Origin of the sequence: Aromatoleum tolulyticum (assembly GCF_900156155.1) — a bacterium.
Lineage (GTDB): Bacteria > Pseudomonadota > Gammaproteobacteria > Burkholderiales > Rhodocyclaceae > Aromatoleum > Aromatoleum tolulyticum.
On record NZ_FTMD01000025.1, the window covers coordinates 1 to 18,380 of the forward strand.

The following is an 18,380-nucleotide window of genomic DNA, read 5'->3' on the forward strand; positions in this document are numbered from 1 at the left end:
AACGCAAGCGCAAACGGGTCGAGGAAATCTTCGGCTGGCTTAAAACGGTCGGTGGAATGCGCAAGAGTCGATTCATCGGGCAGGCGAAGACCCAGATGGCGGCCTTCATCTCTGGCGCGGCGTACAACCTGCTTAGAATCGCGAAATTGAGTGATTCGGGGGTGAAGGCGTGAACTGCGGAGCAAAAAGGGCCTCCACGGCACACGCCGGTGGCCGCTTGGGCAATTCGAGCCGAATTGAAAATCCAATTCCGGCGAGGAAGTCGTCATGAAAATCAATCCGTGCCCCCCCGGTTGACACCGTGTCGCGCGTTTTTGCATCACCCTGTTAGGTAACCGTCGCAGAAACCCATCCCCCTCCTGACCGGTAGTCTCGGCGTTGCCTCACCGCTCTGCAGGCAGCGAGCAGTGCTCGCTGAAACCCCTGCTCCGCCCCCCTTGAAGGGGGAGGAACAAGGTGCCCGAGCAGAATCCAGAATCCCCACCGGACCCCGATCCAATGACCACTCAAACGACAATTGCGCCGCCCGTGATGTTCAGCGAGGTGCGCGTGCTGATGCCGGGATTCATGCTGTGCGCCGTGATCGCGGTCGCGGCGACTTTCGTGTCCGAGCATTACGGCGGACCCCAATTTCTTTATGCGCTGCTGCTGGGCATCGCGTTCCATTTCCTGTCCGACAGCGACAAGTGCATCCCGGGCATCGAGGTTTCGGCGAAGAAGCTCGTGCGCTTCGGCGTCGCGCTGCTGGGGGCCCGCATCGTCGCGAGCGACGTCAGCGACCTGGGCCTGATCGGCGTCGGCGCGCTGGTCGGCGCGGTGCTGCTAACCATCAGCTTCGGCCTGCTGCTCGCCCGCGTGCTCGGCCTGCCGCCCCTGCTGGGTCTGCTGTCGGGCGGCGGCACCGGCATTTGCGGCATCTCGGCGACGCTCGCGATCTCGTCGACCCTGCCCGCGACGCGCGAAACCGAGCGCTACACGCTGCTCACCGCGATCGGCGTGGCGATCTTCTCGACCGTCGCGATGGTGCTGTACCCGCTGGTCGTGAAGGCCACCGGGCTGTCGGTGAGCGAGGCGGGGCTGTTCCTCGGCGGCTCGATCCACGACGTGGCGCAGGTTGTCGGTGCGGGACTGATCATCTCGCCCGAGGTCGGCGACGCGGCGACGCTCGCGAAGATGTTCCGCGTCGCGATGCTGATGCCGGTGGTCGTGGTGCTCGCGCTGGTGTTCCACGGCGAGCGGCGCAAGGCCAACGGCGGTGTCGGCACGAAGACGCCCATCCTGCCGCTCTTCCTCGTCGCCTTTGCGGCGCTGGCGACGCTCAACAGCCTGGGCCTGCTGTCGCACGAGCTGGTCGAGGCGAGTTCGACGCTGTCGCGCTGGTGCCTGGTGATCTCGATCGCCGCGCTGGGCGTGAAGACTTCACTCGAAAAGCTCGCCGAACTGGGCTGGAAGCCGATCGTGCTGCTGTCGGGCGAGGCGCTGTTCGTCGCCGCCTACATGCTGGCGGTGGTCTTCGCCGCGCGCCTGATCGCGGCGCAATGACGGAGGACTGACCGTGGTAAGCGTAACGATAGAACTGAACGGCGCTGCGCATATGCTGCGCGCCGGCCGCACGCTGCACGACCTCATCGCGAGCCTGGACCTGCTGGGCAAGCGCGTCGCGGTCGCCGTGAATCGCGAGGTGATCCCGTCGCCGGGATGGGCCGGCCGCATCCTGAAGCCGGAGGATCGCGTCGAGGTCGTCGTTGCGATCGGCGGCGGCTAAAAACAAATAGACGAGGAGCGAACGGAATGAACTTGAACGACACCCCGGATGAAATCCGGCCTGCCGCGACCGACGCGGGACTCACGATCGCGGGGCGGACCTACGCGTCGCGCCTGCTGGTGGGCACCGGCAAGTATCGCGATTTCGACGAGACCCGCGCCGCGGTCGACGCGAGCGGCACCGAGATCGTCACGGTGACGATCCGCCGCGTGAACATCGGCCAGCACGCCAACGAGCCGAGCCTGCTCGACGCCGTGCCGCCCGATCGTTTCACGATCCTGCCCAACACCGGCGGCTGCTTCAACGCGAAGGACGCCGTGTACACCCTGCAGCTCGCGCGCGAACTGCTCGGCGGCCACCCGCTGTGCAAGCTCGAGGTGCTCGGCGACGACAAGACGCTGTTCCCGAACATGCCCGAGACGCTGAAAGCGGCCGAGGCGCTGGTGAGGGACGGCTTCGAGGTGATGGTGTATTGCAGCGACGACCCGATCCAGGCGCGCATTCTGGAGGACATCGGCTGTGTCGCGGTGATGCCGCTGGCGAGCCTGATCGGCTCGGGCATGGGCATCCTCAACCCGTGGAACCTGTCGCTGATCATCGAGCAGGCGCGGGTGCCGGTGATCGTCGATGCCGGCGTCGGCACCGCGTCCGACGCGGCGATCGCGATGGAGCTGGGGTGCGACGGGGTGTTGATGAATACCGCGATCGCCCACGCGCGCGAGCCGGTACGCATGGCGCGGGCGATGCGCCTGGCGGTGCAGGGTGGGCGCGAGGCCTTCCTCGCGGGCCGCATGCCGCGCCGCTTTGCCGCCTCGCCGTCGTCGCCGATGGCCGGTCGCATCGCGTGAGCCAAAATACGTTTAGATTTCGAAAAATATACAAAAACGTACCGATATATGAAATATCTCTTGACAGCGTATCGGTGCAGTCCTAATGTAAATCAAGTTTCAAAAAACGGTACAAGACGTTTCGTATTAACCAAAAATCAGATCTTCGGAGACCGACTTTCATGAGCAGCCTCACCGCCACCCCGATCCGCAGCGAAGCCACCGCCGACACGCTGAAAGCCTTCGCCGACGCCTGGAACCGTCACGACATCGAGGCCCTGATGAGCTTCATGGCCGCGGACTGCGTGTTCCACGCGGTAGCCGGGCCGGAGCTGTTCGGCAAGAGCTTCGTCGGTCGCGACGCGGTACGCGCGGGCTTCGAGCTCGCGTGGCAGACCTTCCCCGATGCCGCCTGGCTCGACGGCGAACACTTCGTGTGCGGCGACCGCGGCGTATCGGAATCGACCTTCGCGGGCACCAAGGCCGACGGCACCCGCATCGAGGCGCGCATGGTCGACGTCTTCACCTTCCGCGACGGCAAGATCGCGGTCAAGAACGCCTACCGCAAGGACCGCCCGCCGGTCGCCGCTGTTGCCAACCGAGTGAGCAACTGAGCATCCCCAGGCACATCAGGAGTCGGGACATGGAAGCCATTGCAGAGAAGCGGATCGTAACCAGCGGGCGCGCTACCGCGCCGGCGCAGCCCTATGATCCGGCCTACGACCCGCTCGTTGCGGTGACGCCGGGACAGGGGCGCGACTACGCGCCGACCTACTGGATCGGCACCGCCGGTGAGCCGCCCGCCGACGACGGCCCGGTGACGCACGACCTCGACGTCGATGTCGCGATCATCGGCTCCGGCTTCACCGGCCTGACCGCGGCGATCTCGCTCGCCGAGAAGCACGGCATCAAGGCGACCGTGCTCGAAGCCAACCGCACCGCCTGGGGCTGCAGCACGCGCAATGGCGGCCAGGCGCAGTGCGCCTCCGGGCGGCTCAAGCGCTCGCAGTGGATCGAGCGCTACGGTCTCGACACCGCGCTGCGCCTGCACGAGGAAGTGTGCGACGCGATGGCGTACTTCAAGGAGATGATCAGCGACATCGACTGCGAGCCGCAGCCCGGCGGCCACCTCTACATCGCGCACAAGCCGCGCGTGATGCCGGTGCTGGAGAAGGAGGCGAAGCTCCTGCGCGAGGTCTTCAAGTACGACGCACGCATCCTCGACGCCGACACCGTGAAGCGCGAATACGTCGACGACAAGGAAGCCGCGGGGGCGATGCACGAGCCCGAGGGCATCGGCATCCACGCCGGCAAGCTCGCCTTCGGCTACCTGAAAAAGGCGCGCGCGCTGGGCGTCAAGGTGCACCCGGCCAGCCCCGTGATGGGCTGGGAGACGAAGAACGGCGTGCATTACCTGCGCACCCCCGGCGGCATCGTGCGTGCCCGCGCGGTCGGCATCGCCACGGGTGGCTATACGTCGAACGGCCTGCACCGCGAGGTCAAGAATCGCCTGCTGCCGATCCTGTCGAACTCCATCGTCACGCGTCCGCTGACCAAGGCCGAAATCGACGCGTGCAATTTCCGCACGACCCAGGTCATCACCGACACCCGCATCCTGCGCCATTACTACCGCCTGATGCCCGATGGCCGCGTGCAGATCGGCAGCCGCAGCGCGATCAGCGGCCGCGACGCGCCCGAGGACAAGTACAAGCAGTTCCTGATCCGCGACCTGCATCGCAAATTTCCGGCGCTCGAAGGCATCCAGATCGACTACTCGTGGTGGGGCTGGGTGGATGTCAGCCACGACATGATGCCGCGCATCTACCAGCCGGACCCGAAGGAAACGATCTACTACGCCCTCGGCTACGGCGGCAATGGCGTCATGTACTCGGCGCAGGCCGGCCGGCGGCTGGCGGAGAACATCGCCGGCATCCGCACGCCGGAACTCCCGATCTTCCGCTCGAAGCTGCCGTTCCCGAACGTGCGCGAGGTGGTCGAATCGGAAATGTTCGCGCCCTTCCGGCGCTTCGGCCAGTGGTGGCTGTACCGCTGGTACCACTTCAAGGACGAAGTCCTCTAAGCCCGCCGGCTTTTCCGTCCCGCCTCATATCCAGCCTGTGGTGACGCGGATTTCCGCGCCGCCAGGGGCCCGGTCAATCCAGATCTTGCAGTTCGAGGGAGGTGCCTAGCGCATACCGCAGTTTCAAGCAGCCTAGCCGCGGCGACACAGAGCGCCCACGAGAGCGTGCGCAGCGGCCGAAGACACACCACAGAAGGAGACAAGCCATGAACAGCATCAAGCGTATTGTTGGACGCATCGTAGGTTCGGTACTCGCAGGCACCACCATCGTCGCCGGAAGCGCCTTTGCCGAGCAGAAAGAGGTCACTGTCGCCTACCAGCAGATCGTCGGCCCGCTGCTCGTCGCCATCGCCGAAGGCAGCGTCGAGAAGGCGACCGGTTACAAGGTCAAGTGGCGGCAGTTCGACTCCGGCGCAAAAGTCGCCACGGCGATGACGTCCGGCGACGTGCAGATCGGCGTGATCGGCTCCAGCCCGATGACCGCCGCGGTGAGCCGCGACGTCGACATCCAGCTCTTCTGGATCCTCGATGACATCAATGAGGCGGAAGCCCTGGTCGTACGCGACGGCTCGGGCATCGACAAGCCGCAAGACCTCAAGGGCAAGAAGCTCGGCACCCCCTTCGTCTCCACCACCCACTTCCACACGATGTATGCCCTCGAGCAGTGGGGCTTGAAGCCCTCCGAGGTGCAGGTGCTCAACATGCAGCCCAACCAGATTGCCGCCGCCTGGGAGCGCGGCGACATCGACGCCGCCTACGTCTGGGATCCGGCGCTCTCCCGTATCAAGCAGTCGGGCAAGGTCATGATCACCTCCGGCGAACTGAGCAAGAAGGGCAAGGCGACTTTCGACGGCATGGCCGTGAACCGTAGCTGGGCCGAGGCCAATCCCGAGTTCATGGTGAGGTTCGTCAAGGCCATCGCCGATGCCGACGCCTCCTACCGCAACAACCCGCAGGCCTGGACCGCCGACTCCCCGCAGGTGAAGTCCATCGTCAAGGCCATCGGCGGCAACGCCAACGATGCCGCGGCGGCGCTCAGGCTCTACCGCTATCCGTCGCTCGAAGAGCAGGCCTCCAGCGCGTGGCTCGCCGGCGGCCAGCAGGGCGGGGTCGCCAGGGCGCTCAAGGCGACCGCCGAATTCCTCAAGGACCAGAAGCGTATCGACGTGCTCGCCCCCGACTACGGCAAGTACGTGACGCCGAAGTACGCCGAAGCGGCCCTGAAGCTGAACTGAGCCGTCCGTCCCGGCCCCCACAGAGCACTAGGAGAATTCGCATGGACAGCCTTCACATCCAGGGCGTCAGCGTGGTCTACCCGGGGCATCGCCCCGGGGAGCAGGTACATGCGCTGGACAACATCAACCTCACCATCGACAGCGGCGACTTCGTCGTCGCACTGGGCGCCTCCGGCTGCGGCAAGACGACTCTGCTGAGCCTGATGGCGGGCTTCATCTCGCCGTCCTCCGGCCAGATCCAGCTCGGCGGCCGGCGCGTGCAAGGTCCCGGCTCGGACCGCGGCGTCGTGTTCCAGAAGCACGCACTGCTGCCCTGGCTCAACGTGATGGAGAACACCGAGTTCGGCCTCAAGCTGCAGGGCGTGCCCAAGGCCGAACGGCGCGAGCTTGCCGCCCGCAACCTCAAGCTCGTCGGCCTGCAGGACTTCCACCAGCACATGATCTACCACCTCTCGGGCGGCATGCAGCAGCGCGTCGGCATTGCCCGCGCGCTCACCTGCAATCCCGCGATGCTGCTGATGGACGAACCGATGGCCGCGCTCGACGCGCTGACACGCGAAACGATCCAGGAACTGCTGCTCGACGTGTGGCAGAAGACCAACAAGATGTTCTTCTTCATCACCCACAGCGTCGAGGAAGCACTGTTCCTCGCCAGCCGCCTGATCGTGATGTCACCGCGCCCCGGGCGCATCACCCACACCTACGACCTCGACTTCAACCGCCGCTTCCTCGAGTGCCGTGACGCCCGTGCGGTCAAGTCCAGCCCGGATTTCATCAAGATGCGCGAGAAGGTGCTCGGCATCATCTACGGCGACGAACGCGGCAACGCCACGGAACAGGAGGTGGCCCATGCTGCGTAAATCCAACACCGCCACGCGTCTCGCGCCCTCGGCAGGACAAGGGGGCGCCATCGCGATGCACATTCCGAACGAACGCGCCGCGACGCCCGGACTGCTCACGCGGCTGTTCGCGACGCGCTCGGTCAAGCCCGGCCAGGCCTTCGGCGCACCGGGGCAGGGCGGTAGCTCGATGATCAGCTCCGTCACGATCGCGATGCTGCTCGGGCTGTGGTTCCTCGTCACGTCCGCCGGCTGGGTGAAGCCGCTCTTCCTGCCGTCGCCGCTGGCCGTGATCGACAAGTTCGTCGCCGTCTCGACCGAAGGCTTCGCCGGCGCGACGCTGCTCGAACATGCGCTGACAAGCCTCGCCCGCGTGATGGGCGCCTTCCTGCTCGCCTGCCTGACGGCGATCCCGATCGGCGTGCTGATGGGCGTCAACCGCGTCGCGCGCGGCGTGTTCGATCCCCCGATCGAGCTCTACCGCCCGCTGCCGCCGCTCGCCTACCTGCCGATGGTCATCATCTGGTTCGGCATCGGCGAGTTCTCGAAGGTCTACCTGATCTTCCTGGCGATCTTCGCGCCGATGGCCATCGCCGCCCGCTCCGGCGTGCGCTCGGTGTCGATGGAGCAGATCCACGCCGCCTACTCGATGGGCGCGAGCCGCACCCAGGTGATCTTCCACGTGATCCTGAAAGCGGCGATCCCCGAAGTGTTCACCGGCATGCGCATCGGCATCGGTGTGGGCTGGTCGACCCTGGTTGCCGGCGAGATGGTCGCCTCCACCAAGGGTCTCGGCTTCATGGTGCTCAACGCCGCCGAGTTCCTCGCCAGCGACATCGTCATCATGGGCATCCTCGTCATCGGCCTCTTCGCCTTCGCCTTCGACGTGTTGATGCGCTATGTCGAGCGCCTGATGGTGCCGTGGAAAGGGAAGGTGTAACGAGGAAGCTGATTTCCACGTGTGGCAAGGAGAACTCGCCTCGGGCTCTGTAGGCGAGTTTCCTTGTGCCGCGATTCTGGTTACCCGCCGGGTGCCCGGCGCGATGAATCGCCATTTCTACCTGGATGAGTCATGCATACAAACGAAAAAATCATCGCCCCACTCGCAAAGCCTTCGGAGCCGACCGAATCAGGCACTCCGGCATTGCCCGGGCGACGGCGCTTCATCCGCAAGGGAACCCTGCTGGCGGTGTCTGCGGCGATCGGCGCGCACTTGCCGTTCGGCCGCTTCCTTCCAGACGGCATAATTCCGGTCGCACTGGCGGAGGGCGACGCGCCGGGCAAGGATTCGCTGGAGGTCTTCGGCAAGCGCCCCGACCTCATCGTTCTCGGCGACCGACCCTTCGTCGCCGAGACGCCGGCGCATCTGCTCGACGACGACGTCACGCCGGTCGACAAGCTGTTCGTGCGCAACAACGGCCTGGTCCCCGCGCCGATGGCCGACGCTGACGCCTGGGTGTTGCGCATCGACGGCGAGGCGGTCAGGGCACCGCGCGAATTCACGCTGAAGGAACTCGAGTCGCGCTTCAAGGCGGTGACGCTGCAGATCGGCCTCGAATGCGGCGGCAACGGCCGCTCCGGCTTTCAGCCGCCGGCCAAGGGCAGCCAATGGACCTACGGCGGCGTCGGCTTTCCCGAATGGACCGGCGTGCGCCTCGCCGACGTGCTGCGCGAGGTAGGCGTCACCGACAAGGCCGTCTATATCGGCTACGAGGGCGACGACCTGCACCTGTCTGGCGACAGCAAGCGCCCCGTGATCTCGCGCGGTTGCCCGATCGCCAAGGCGATGGAGGACGAGACCCTGCTGGCCTGGGCCATGAACGGCGAACCGCTGCGTCAGGTGCACGGCTTTCCGCTGCGTCTGGTGGCCGGCGGTGTGCCGGGCTCGGTCACCGGCAAGTGGCTGAAGCGCATTGCGGTGCGTGACAAGGTGCATGACGGCACCAAGATGGGCGGTCACGACTACCGCGTCGCCTGCAATCCGATCGCGCCGGGCGAGCAGTCGGACGACTACTGCATTCTGGAAAAGATGCCCGTCAAGTCGCTGATCACCTTTCCTCAGTCGGGCAGCCAGCACCCGCAGGGCACGGAGATCGAGGTACGGGGCCAGGCATGGACCGCCGAACGCGGCGTCCGCAGCGTGGAAGTGTCCTACGATTTTGGCCAGAGCTGGCTTCCGGCGAAGCTCGGTCGTGCGCGCAACCGCTTCGCGCCAACCCGTTTCCGCATCGCGCTGAAACTACCGAAGAAGGGTTACTACGAAATCTGGGCGCGCGCCACCGATGACAGCGGGATCACGCAGCCGATCGTTGCCCCGGGCTGGAACACCGGCGGCTACGGTAACAACCAGATCCACCGCATCGCCCTGCGCAGCATCTGAGGAGGAGGGCGATGAAGCCGAATTTCCTCCGCAATGCGCTGGGCACACTGCTGCTGGTGCTGGCCTTGCCGGCAGCACACGCGCAGGGCGCGTCCGCGCCGCCGACCGACGCCGAAACCGGGCTCGCCATTGCCCCCGGTTTCCCGCTCGTCAAGGCCTACTGTACGCTCTGCCATTCCGCAAAGTTGGTGACACAGTCTGGCAAGACGCGGGATGGCTGGGTCGAAACGATCCGCTGGATGCAACGGACCCAGGGTCTGTTCGACCTCGGCTCGTTCGAGGGCGAGATTCTCGACTACCTCGCCGCGCAATACGGCATCAAGGCGCAGACGGGCAGCATGCTGAAACTGCCGCCCCTCGCTGCGGAGTTGATGCCGCCTTTGCCCTCGGCAGCGGCGGCAAGATGAACAGGCGCGACCCACCCGGCCCCGCTGGCAGAAAATCGCTCTTACGGCGGCTGGCGCAAGGCATTCCGCGCGACCGCCCGCACCGCTGAGGTCAGGGCGTTCAGCGCCTGCGAGCCCAGGCGCCAGCGGTGCCAGTGGAGCGGCACGTCGAGGTAGTTGCCGGGCGCGATCTCGACGAGTTCGCCCGCCGCGATGGCCGACTGCGCGAAATGCTCCGGCACCATGCCCCAGCCCAGACCGCGCCTGGCCAGCGCGACGAAGCCATGCACCGAGGGCACCATGTGGGTTGGCGGCTGCAATGCGTCGGTTGTGAAGCGCGCGATGAACTGCTGCTGCAGCGCGTCCTTCAGGCTGAAGCGCAGCATCGGCGCGCTGCCGAGGCTGGCCGCATCGACGCCGGCCGGGAAATGGCGGGCGACGTGGGCGGGCGAGGTCACCGCGAGGTAGCGCATCACGCCGAGGGGTTCGACCGTGCAGCCCTGGATCGGCGCCGGGCTCGCGCTGACGGCCGCCATCACGGTACCGTCGCGCAGCAGCGCGGCCGAATGATCCTGGTCCTCGACGCGCAGATCGAAGCTGACCGGCGGTTCGGCGGGCATTGCGTCGAAGACCCCGAGGAACCAGCTGTCCAGCGAGTCGGCATTGACCGCGATGGGCATCCGCAGGCTCGCCTGCGCCGTCGCACCGGTGCTACCCAGCGTGCCGAGCATTTCCGACTCGAGCAGCGCCAGCTCTTCCGTGTAGCGCACCAGCGTCTTTCCGGCTTCGGTCGCCTGACAGGGGGTGGCGCGCCGGATCAGCACCTGTCCGAGACGTTCCTCCAGCAGCTTGATGCGCTGGCTCACTGCCGAGGGCGTGACGTGGAGCTTGCGGGCGGCAGCTTCGAACGAGCCTTCGCGGACCACCATGGCGAAGGCCGCAAGCTGGGCATTGTCGATCTTCATGGTTCAGAAAAATTAACGATAACTTAGAAAGTTTAGTTTTTCTGAGCGATTCTCGCCCGCTAGAGTGGGCTCGACAACCTTCGTCGAGCCCACTTCATGGAAACCCAATTTCTGGCCGGATTCCTCGCCTGCATGGCGCTCATCGTCGCGATCGGCGCGCAGAATTCCTTCGTGCTGCAGCAGGGCATCCGGCGCGAGCACCTGCTGCCGATCACGCTGATCTGCGCGCTCTCCGATGCGCTGCTGATCGGCGCCGGGATTGCGGGCCTGGGCGCCCTGATCCAGTCCAGTCCGGTCGTACTGAGCCTTGCGCGTTACGGCGGTGCGATCTTCCTGCTCATCTATGGCGGGCTCGCCGCCCGGCGCGCCTGGCATGGCGAGCGTCTGCACGTCGAAACCGGGGCGCCGGTACCGCTCGCGACGGCCGTGGCCACCTGCCTCGGCTTCACCTTCCTGAATCCCCACGTGTATCTCGACACGGTGGTGCTGCTCGGCGGCCTCGCGAACCAGCACGGCGAGCAGGGGCGCTGGGTGTTCGGTGCCGGTTCGGCCGCCGCCAGCCTGCTGTGGTTCTTCGCGCTGGCCTACGGCGCCCGCGTGCTGGCGCCGCTCTTCGACCGTGCGCTGGCGTGGCGCGTGCTCGATGCCCTGATGGCGCTGGTGATGTTCGCGCTGGCGCTCAGTCTGCTGCAGGGAAACGGCGTTGCGGCCATCGGCGAGATCCGCGCCGGGCGATAGGGACGCGGCGTTGGCGCCGTGCGGGTTCATTGCCGGCGACAAACGTACGCTTCGTGGCGCGGTGCCGGGATTTTCCCGGTCAGGCGGATTACATATCATGCAGTCGTCTATTCTTCGATATGAATCCGACGGCGGCGTGACGCGCACGCCCCCGCCGCGACATCCGTGCGACTACGAGGAGGGGATTCCTTGGCGAGCCTGCGCTTGGCGGCGCGCATCGTTGTGTGCCTGGCACTGTGCCCGGCTGCCGTCCCGACGGCGACCGCGGCCGATTGGCAATGCGATGCCGGATACGTATGGCGCGATGCCTTCCCCGGCGACTACGTGTGCGTGACGCCCGAAGTGCGCGACAGGGTACGGCGCGACAACGACCTCGCGACCTCGCGCCGGGCGCCGGGGAGCCTGAATCCGGGGGTCTGCAGTCCGGGCTTCGTCGCGCGCGAGGCCTATGCCGGCGACACCACCTGCGTCACGCCGTCCGGGCGCGAAAGGGCGCGCCGTGAAAACGAACTGGCCGACAGACGCCGCAACCGTACCGGCGGCCCCGAGGGGCTGGACACCTGCCTGCCGGGCTTCGTGTGGCGCGAGGCGTCGCCGACGGATTTCGTGTGCGTCGATCCAGCCGCGCGGCAGCGCGTGCGCGAGGAGAACGCCAACGCCGCGAACACGCGTGGCAGCCGCGCCTGCCTGCCCGGGTACGTGTGGCGCGAAGCCTCGCCGACCGACCATGTGTGCGTCGAGCCGGCGGAGCGGGAGCAGGCCGATCTCGACAATCGCGCGTACGAAACGCGCGCGCGCACGCTCGGCGGGGCGTGCGACAGCTATGCCGAGGAGGCGGTTGCCCGATACAACGAGATGGTCGCGCGCAACTGCGGTTTCTCGGGGGCGCACTGGCAGGGCAATCCCGCCGTACACCGGGAATGGTGCACACAGGCGACCCGCGCCGAGCGCGACGACGTGGCCGTGATGCGGCGCGAGGAACTTCGGAGGTGTGCGTTGCCGGCGGCGGAGTCGGAGCGGCCGTCGTGGGAACAATGTGCCGTGAGCGCCGTCATCGCCAACCGCGCGTGCGTGAACGGCGACGGCTCGCCGGCGGAGATCGCGGCGGGCAGGTTGTCGTCGGTGGGCTGCGGTGCCAACGCCGACAATGCCCGGCTGCGGGCAAGAATCGGCTTCGGCGGGAGATTCTGCCTGTCGGCAGACGGGACGACCGACCGGGGATGCTGCAGCTACGAGGAGCAGATCGTCCCCGGTTGCCTGTGCCGGTAGGCGGGGCCGTTCCGCCCCCGCGGCGTTCACTTTTCGGCGAAGCAGTAGAGGAGGCCGTCGCCGCCCGTGCTCTGCAGCGCCTTCTGGCTGCAGCCCTGCGTCGGGTGGGCCGAGTTCCACGATGTCGCCCACGCGTCTCCGGTCGGGCCGGCGCGGTCGTGGTGGCCGGTCATCGCCATGCCTTCGTCGCCGCCCTTCGTCCAGTTTCCGCAGGTCATGTCATGGAACGGCGGGCTGGGCGGGAAGGCCGTCCCGTCGGGGCGCGAGCCGGTGAGGATGTCATGGCGGTTGGGTTTTTCGGTGCGGCCGTTCACCATCTGTCCCTTCTCGTCCAGCAGGGTGGCCTTGGTCAGATTGGAGTGCGGCGAGTGCAGTTCGTCGACATTGCGCGCGATCAGCACGCCTTTGGCATTGAACCAGGGGCCGGTGCCGATGCGATCGCGTGCGTGCACGACATTGGTGTCATTGATTGCTGCCGCCTGCGTGCTGAGATAGGCGCGCCAGGTGCGCTTTCCGGCTCCGGCCGTCGCGGCGAGCTTCTCGCAATGCCGGTCGGCGCCTTCGAGCCCACCGAGATTCGCCCCGTTGCCGGGGCCCGCGCTGGTGACGAAGAACGACATGTCGACCGCCATCGCAGGCAGCGACGCGCCCCACATGACCAGGGCTCCCGCCAGAATCCTCACCGTCTTCTTCGTGTCATGCATGAATTCCTCCTTCCTGGGGTTGGTGGAAACATTTAGATGGAATCCTCCCCGATCGGTTCGCGGCACGAATGCATGCCGTACGGATCGAGCCGCCGCCGCGGAGCCCCGGTGCCGACGCTGCGCCGCAGCGGAAGTGCGCTACCCTTGCATCCTCGCGTCCGAATTCGAAGATCCCGACCGATGACAGTCCCCGGCAGTTGGAGCAGGGTCGCGGCGCTGCTCCGCGACGAGTTGCGCCAGCTCATGACGATCAAGCCGAGCGACCGCCCCTGGCAGATGCCGTTCGCCGCGGCGCTGGCCACGGGCCTGCCGCTGCTGGTGGGCGCCTGGTTCGACCGCATGGACTACGGCCTGATCTCGTCGCTGGGCGGGCTGGTCTTCCTGTATCTGCCGGAAACGCCGCTGCATCACCGCATGGTCGCGCTGATGGCGAGCGCGTTCGCGATGACGGCCAGCTACGCGCTGGGGGTGATGAGCCACCTCGTGCCGCCGGTGATGATGATGGTGCTGACCTTCACCGCGATCCTCGTCACGATGGTGTGCCGCTTCTACCGCGTCGGGCCGCCGGGGAGCCTGTTCTTCATCATGGCGGCGTCGATCGGCGCGTATTCGCCCGGCGGCATCCTGGAGGTGCCGCTCAAGGTCGGGCTGTTCGCGATGGGCTGCCTGCTGGCGAGCCTGATCGCGTTCTTCTACAGCGTGTACATCCTGCGCCGGCGCGATCCCCGGCCGGTCGAGCCGCTGCCCGCGCCGACCTTCGATTTCGTGGTGTTCGACTCGGTCGTGATCGGCCTGAGCGTCGGCGTGTCGCTCGCGCTCGCGCAGCTGCTGCAACTCGAACGGGCCTACTGGGTGCCCGTGAGCTGCCTCGCGGTGATGCAGGGCATGAACCTGCGCGCCGTGTGGGACAAGCAGCTGCATCGCCTTCTCGGCACCGCCATCGGCATGCTCGTGTCGTGGGGGCTGCTGAGCCTGCCGCTGGACAAATGGTCCATCTCGCTGGTGATGATCGGGCTGGCCTTCGTCGTCGAAACCGCCGTCGTGCGCCACTACGGCTTTGCGGCAATCTTCATCACGCCGTTGACCATCCTGCTGGCGGAGGCCGCGACGCTGGGGCACGGCTCGGCCACCGAACTGATCCAGGCGCGCTTCTTCGACACCCTGCTCGGTTGCCTGGTCGGCTTCGCGGGCGGCATCTGCCTGCACAGCCCGCGGTTCCGCACCGTCGTCGGTGCGCAGATGCGGCGGCTGGTTCCCGCGCGCCTCTTCAGCTAGCCGGCGTCGCCACGCATCCGGTGCGCGCGTCGATGCCGACCAGGCACGCAAGGCGCCTGACATAGTCGTCCGTCACGCACAGGCGATCGAGCTGCGCCACGACCTGGCGGAGGTAATCGAGATTGCTGCCGCGATTGCCGCAGGCATGCATGATCACGTTTGCCACTTCATGCAGTGGCATTTCCGATGCCCCGGTTTCGTCCGCGGGGTCCGACACCAGCACCAGGGCATCGAGGGCGCCCTGGGGCGTCGAAACCGGCAGGATGCGGGGCTGATACCCGCCCAGAATCATTTCCCTGCGCCAGAAGATGAGGGATTCCCGCTCGAGCGTCGAGCGTTCGATCCTGAAGGCCAGACCATCGCAGCGTCCCGCCCGCGGTTCCAGCGACAGGACCAGGCCGGGGTGTTCGGGAGATCCGCGTCCGATCGTCGTCTTGTGCGTGAAGCGGCGCTCGTAACCCGGCAGCGAGGCGCGGCGCACCTCGGCGAAGTGAAAGCCGGGATCCCACATCAGCGATCCGTAGGCGAAGATCCACAGATCCTGCGACGCGGCGATGGCTGAGAGCGTGGCGCGGCGGGATGCTTCGAGCGCTTCGTCCGACACCCGCCAGTTCGCGCCGAGGCCGCGGGCGTGCGCCTGGACATCCCACGCGGCGAGCATCTCGTTCGAGATGCGCAGTCCGGAGTCTTCCGCGCCGATGATCCTGCCGTGCAACTCGGGGAGGTAGCGGAACGCGTCATTCATCGATTTCCCCTGGTGCTGGAAGGCGGTCGTCCCCCGCCTGCGGGCGAAGGTTTCGCTCAGCCCTTGACCGCTTCGAGCGAGATCGTGATGGTCACGTCATCGCCGACGTGGGGGGCGAATTTGCTGGATAACGGAGCGGGGTGATTCGTCGAGCCGCTTGCTTGCGGCGTTGGTAGAACTTTACGTGCGCGGAGCGTGGCAAAAAAGACAACAATCGCAAATATTCGATTGCTGATATCGCAACAGTTGCGTGCCGGGACGCAGCCACTCGTAATGGTCGGGATCCGGTCGTCTGGCGGGGGCGGGCGTTTGACTGCAGGGCGGAGGTATGGCGGACCCTGCAAATGCGCGAGGAAACCGTGGTCGCCACTGTGACTGCGAAACGGGCGTTGGGGGCGTGCGAGCCCGGGGTGAATTTTCGCTTCGGCTAATGAGCGGGAATAAATGCCGCGCGCGGGTGTTTACAGTCATGGCGACACAGCGGCGGGCGCGTGGTCCCGATACCGCTTGGGGAAATCATTCCGAGCCGTGTCATGCGGCAGGCCGTGGCGTCGTGTTGATCAACGGAGATGTCACCCAAGGAGGACACCCAACATGCGTAAGACTTTGACCGCGCTTGCCTTGACGCTCGGGCTCGTTACCGCCGCCCACGCTCAGGACCCTTTGCACTTCAGGGCGCAACTCGTGGGCGGCGATCTCGCCGGCAATGCCATTGCCACGCGGGCGACCGGCCAGGCGGATTTCGACGTGATCGAGCACGAGACCGGCACCGCCATCCGCTTCAGGATGAACGTCGCCGGCCTCAGCAACCTGTTCATGGCCCACATCCACATCGCCGGCTCGGGGCCGGTCGCCAACAATCAGCCGGTCGGGCCGATTGCATTCTGGTTCGTGCCGACCGTCCCGGGGACGCCGAACAGCAATGTTGCGGACATGAGCGAGGGCAGCCTGAGTGCCGGCTTCATCATGACCAATGCCCAGTTGGTCGGCCCGCTCGCTTTCGATCCCGGTAATCCGGGGAGCACCGGCGTCGCCGGCCTGATCAAGGCGATCACGGAGCGGCGGGCGACCATCGTCGTGCATACCAGCGATCTCGACGGCACCAACAACCAGACCCCCGGACTCACCGGCGATTCGCCCGCAGGGGAGCTGCGTGGACTGATCCAGTAATCGGCCTGATCGATGACCGCCGCGCCCTGTCCCGCGGAAGGGGCAGGGCGGGGCGTCAGTCCGGAATTTCGGGCTCGACGAGCCGCGCCAGATGCTCGAGCGACTCCTGCCAGCCGAGGTAGCAGAACTCCACCGGAACCGCCTCCGGGATGCCCTCCTGCACGATGTTCACCTCCGCGCCGCAGGCCACCGGGCGCAGCGAGACCGTCGTCACCATCTCGCCGGGCAGGTTGGCGTCGTCGAACTTGTCCGTGTAGCGGATGCGCTCGTGCGGCACCAGCTCCAGATAGCTGCCGCCAAAGGACTGGCCGTTGCCCGTGCTGAAATTCCTGAACGCCATCCTGAAGGTGCCGCCCACCGTGGCATCCAGATGGTCGACCTTGCAGGTGAAGCCGTTGGGCGGCAGCCATCGCGCGAGGGCCTCCGCATCGAGGAAGGCGCGGTAGATCTTCTCGGGCTTTGCGCGCAGCACGCGGTGCAGACGGACGGTACCGGTAGGCATGATCTCTCCTTTCGTCGGGGGTGGATACGCGGCTGTTGTCGCCGCTTCTCGTACCATAGAACCGCAGGGCGAAAAAGCGAGGGCTTGCTCCCGCACGGGACGCAAGTTCGATTGACTTCCCCGGTCACGACATCGATCTTGCGTGCGGTGACGATCGCGCCGCGCACGCAAGGGGCAAAAAAATGGCGCGACCAGGGTCGCGCCATCTTCATCACGCCGGCCCGGCCGGCTTCATTCCGCTCCGGGCAAACTGATTTTCTCTTTCCGCCTCACCACGACGTCTCGTGCTCCGCCGTCGCGGAGATCTTGTGGATCGCGAGGTCGGCACCGGCGAATTCCTCTTCGGGGTCGAGGCGCAGGCCGAGTGTGGCGCGGATCAGGCCATACACCACGACGCCGCCCGCGAGCGCGATGACGATGCCGCCGAGGGTACCGACCAGCTGGGCGGCGAAGCTGACGCCGCCGATGCCGCCGAGTGCCTTGCTGCCGAAGATGCCCGCGGCGATGCCGCCCCAGGCGCCGCACAGGCCGTGCAGGGGCCACACGCCGAGGACGTCGTCGATCTTCCAGCGGTTCTGGGCGATAGTGAAGAGCTGCACGAAGAGCACGCCGGCGATGGTGCCGACGGCGAGCGCACCAAGCGGGTGCATGAGGTCGGAGCCGGCGCACACGGCGACGAGGCCGGCGAGGGGGCCGTTATGCACGAAGCCGGGGTCGTTCTTGCCGGCCGCGAGGGCGGCAAGAGTGCCGCCGATCATGGCCATCAGCGAGTTGAGGGCGACAAGGCCGTTGATGGCGTCGAGGCGCTGGGCGCTCATGACGTTGAAGCCGAACCAGCCGACGGCGAGGATCCACGCGCCCAGCGCAAGGAAAGGGATGCTCGACGGCGGGTGCGCCGAGATCTGGCCGTTCTTGTGGTAGCGGCCGCGGCGGGCGCCGAGCAGCAGCACGGCGGGGAGCGCGATCCAGCCGCCGAAGGCATGCACGACCACGCTGCCGGCAAAGTCGTGGAACTTTGCGCCGAACGCGCCTTCGAGCCAGTCCTGCAGGCCGAGATTGCCGTTCCACACGATGCCTTCGAAGAAGGGGTAGAGGATGCCGACGATCAGGAAGGTGGCGATGAGCTGCGGCACGAAGCGCGCGCGCTCGGCGATACCGCCGGAGATGATCGCGGGAATTGCGGCCGCGAAGGTCAGCAGGAAGAAGAATTTCACCAGCTCGTAGCCGGAGTTGGCGGCGAGCTGTTCGGCATTGACGAAGAAGCCGTTGCCGTAGGCCAGCGAGTAGCCGATCAGGAAGTAGGCCAGCGTCGACATCGCGAAGTCGCTGAGGATCTTCACGAGGGCGTTGACCTGGTTCTTCTTGCGCACGGTGCCGAGTTCGAGGAAGGCGAAGCCGGCGTGCATTGCAAGCACCATGATGGCGCCGAGCAAGACGAACAGGACGTCGGTGGATGTTTTGAACTGCTCCATTAATGTGCTCCGGGTGGCGTGGTCGGTG

At 66.5% G+C, this 18,380-nt stretch carries 20 protein-coding genes; 15 read left to right on the top strand and 5 right to left on the bottom strand.

Going from position 1 to position 18,380, the window contains the following annotated elements:
- From BW991_RS22805 to BW991_RS22855, 11 genes are all read left to right on the top strand, one after another.
- The coding region (locus BW991_RS22805; protein WP_139335991.1) for a transposase at positions 1-173 on the top strand (173 nt) is incomplete at its 5' end.
- A gap of 358 nt (positions 174-531) precedes the next feature.
- Positions 532-1,542, top strand: coding sequence for a YeiH family protein (locus BW991_RS22810; RefSeq protein WP_170879165.1), 1,011 nt, complete (start codon positions 532-534; stop codon positions 1,540-1,542).
- 13 nt (positions 1,543-1,555) lie between these two features.
- A complete protein-coding gene (gene thiS, locus BW991_RS22815; protein ID WP_170879163.1) occupies positions 1,556-1,765 on the top strand; it encodes a sulfur carrier protein ThiS in 210 nt (69 codons plus the stop codon).
- A 26-nt stretch (positions 1,766-1,791) separates the two neighbouring features.
- Positions 1,792-2,613, top strand: a complete 822-nt coding sequence (locus BW991_RS22820; protein WP_076604416.1) for a thiazole synthase — start codon at positions 1,792-1,794, stop codon at positions 2,611-2,613.
- Positions 2,614-2,774: 161 nt separating this feature from the next.
- On the top strand, positions 2,775-3,206 hold the full coding sequence (locus BW991_RS22825; protein ID WP_076604417.1) for a nuclear transport factor 2 family protein: 432 nt from the start codon (positions 2,775-2,777) through the stop codon (positions 3,204-3,206).
- Between the two features lie 29 nt (positions 3,207-3,235).
- Positions 3,236-4,672 (top strand): NAD(P)/FAD-dependent oxidoreductase, encoded by a 1,437-nt coding sequence (locus BW991_RS22830; RefSeq protein WP_076604418.1) that lies wholly within the window; start codon positions 3,236-3,238, stop codon positions 4,670-4,672.
- Between the two features lie 206 nt (positions 4,673-4,878).
- Entirely contained in the window at positions 4,879-5,907 is a 1,029-nt protein-coding gene (gene tauA / locus BW991_RS22835) for a taurine ABC transporter substrate-binding protein (RefSeq protein WP_076604419.1), read from the top strand.
- 41 nt (positions 5,908-5,948) lie between these two features.
- The gene (locus tag BW991_RS22840; protein ID WP_076604420.1) at positions 5,949-6,767 is read left to right on the top strand and encodes a taurine ABC transporter ATP-binding protein; all 819 of its coding nucleotides are present in this window, start codon (positions 5,949-5,951) and stop codon (positions 6,765-6,767) included.
- Complete coding sequence (locus tag BW991_RS22845) at positions 6,757-7,686, top strand: ABC transporter permease subunit (protein WP_212566944.1); 930 nt, start codon at positions 6,757-6,759, stop codon at positions 7,684-7,686. The genes BW991_RS22840 and BW991_RS22845 overlap by 11 nt, the downstream gene beginning before the upstream one ends.
- A 132-nt stretch (positions 7,687-7,818) precedes the next feature.
- Complete coding sequence (locus BW991_RS22850; protein ID WP_084205210.1) at positions 7,819-9,126, top strand: sulfite oxidase; 1,308 nt, start codon at positions 7,819-7,821, stop codon at positions 9,124-9,126.
- Between the two features lie 11 nt (positions 9,127-9,137).
- Entirely contained in the window at positions 9,138-9,533 is a 396-nt protein-coding gene (locus BW991_RS22855; RefSeq protein WP_076604422.1) for a hypothetical protein, read from the top strand.
- Positions 9,534-9,574: 41 nt separating this feature from the next.
- On the opposite strand, the gene BW991_RS22860 is transcribed toward BW991_RS22855, so the two are convergent.
- Entirely contained in the window at positions 9,575-10,477 is a 903-nt protein-coding gene (locus tag BW991_RS22860; protein WP_076604423.1) for a LysR family transcriptional regulator ArgP, read from the bottom strand.
- Between the two features lie 96 nt (positions 10,478-10,573).
- On the opposite strand from BW991_RS22860, the gene BW991_RS22865 reads away from it, so the two are divergent.
- Positions 10,574-11,215, top strand: coding sequence for a LysE/ArgO family amino acid transporter (locus BW991_RS22865; RefSeq protein ID WP_076604424.1), 642 nt, complete (start codon positions 10,574-10,576; stop codon positions 11,213-11,215).
- Positions 11,216-11,404: 189 nt separating this feature from the next.
- Positions 11,405-12,484 carry a hypothetical protein gene (locus BW991_RS22870; RefSeq protein ID WP_076604425.1) on the top strand — a complete coding sequence of 360 codons (1,080 nt, stop codon included), beginning with the start codon at positions 11,405-11,407 and terminating at the stop codon, positions 12,482-12,484.
- A 26-nt stretch (positions 12,485-12,510) separates the two neighbouring features.
- On the opposite strand, the gene BW991_RS22875 is transcribed toward BW991_RS22870, so the two are convergent.
- Positions 12,511-13,188 carry a hypothetical protein gene (locus BW991_RS22875; protein WP_076604426.1) on the bottom strand — a complete coding sequence of 226 codons (678 nt, stop codon included), beginning with the start codon at positions 13,186-13,188 and terminating at the stop codon, positions 12,511-12,513.
- 180 nt (positions 13,189-13,368) lie between these two features.
- Here BW991_RS22875 and BW991_RS22880 point away from each other — a divergent pair, with 180 nt between their 5' ends.
- Complete coding sequence (locus tag BW991_RS22880) at positions 13,369-14,463, top strand: FUSC family protein (protein WP_076604427.1); 1,095 nt, start codon at positions 13,369-13,371, stop codon at positions 14,461-14,463.
- Here the strand turns inward: BW991_RS22880 and BW991_RS22885 are convergent.
- Positions 14,456-15,208 (bottom strand): gamma-glutamylcyclotransferase, encoded by a 753-nt coding sequence (locus BW991_RS22885; RefSeq protein WP_076604428.1) that lies wholly within the window; start codon positions 15,206-15,208, stop codon positions 14,456-14,458. The two genes, BW991_RS22880 and BW991_RS22885, sit on opposite strands and share 8 nt — an antisense overlap.
- Before the next feature lie 594 nt (positions 15,209-15,802).
- Between BW991_RS22885 and BW991_RS22890 the strand changes: the two genes are divergently transcribed.
- Entirely contained in the window at positions 15,803-16,378 is a 576-nt protein-coding gene (locus BW991_RS22890; RefSeq protein WP_139335992.1) for a CHRD domain-containing protein, read from the top strand.
- 55 nt (positions 16,379-16,433) lie between these two features.
- On the opposite strand, the gene BW991_RS22895 is transcribed toward BW991_RS22890, so the two are convergent.
- Together BW991_RS22895 and BW991_RS22900 are read right to left on the bottom strand one after the other, a co-directional pair.
- Positions 16,434-16,880 carry an SRPBCC family protein gene (locus tag BW991_RS22895; protein WP_076604430.1) on the bottom strand — a complete coding sequence of 149 codons (447 nt, stop codon included), beginning with the start codon at positions 16,878-16,880 and terminating at the stop codon, positions 16,434-16,436.
- A 269-nt stretch (positions 16,881-17,149) separates the two neighbouring features.
- Positions 17,150-18,352, bottom strand: coding sequence for an ammonium transporter (locus BW991_RS22900; protein ID WP_076604431.1), 1,203 nt, complete (start codon positions 18,350-18,352; stop codon positions 17,150-17,152).
- Positions 18,353-18,380 lie beyond the last annotated feature (28 nt).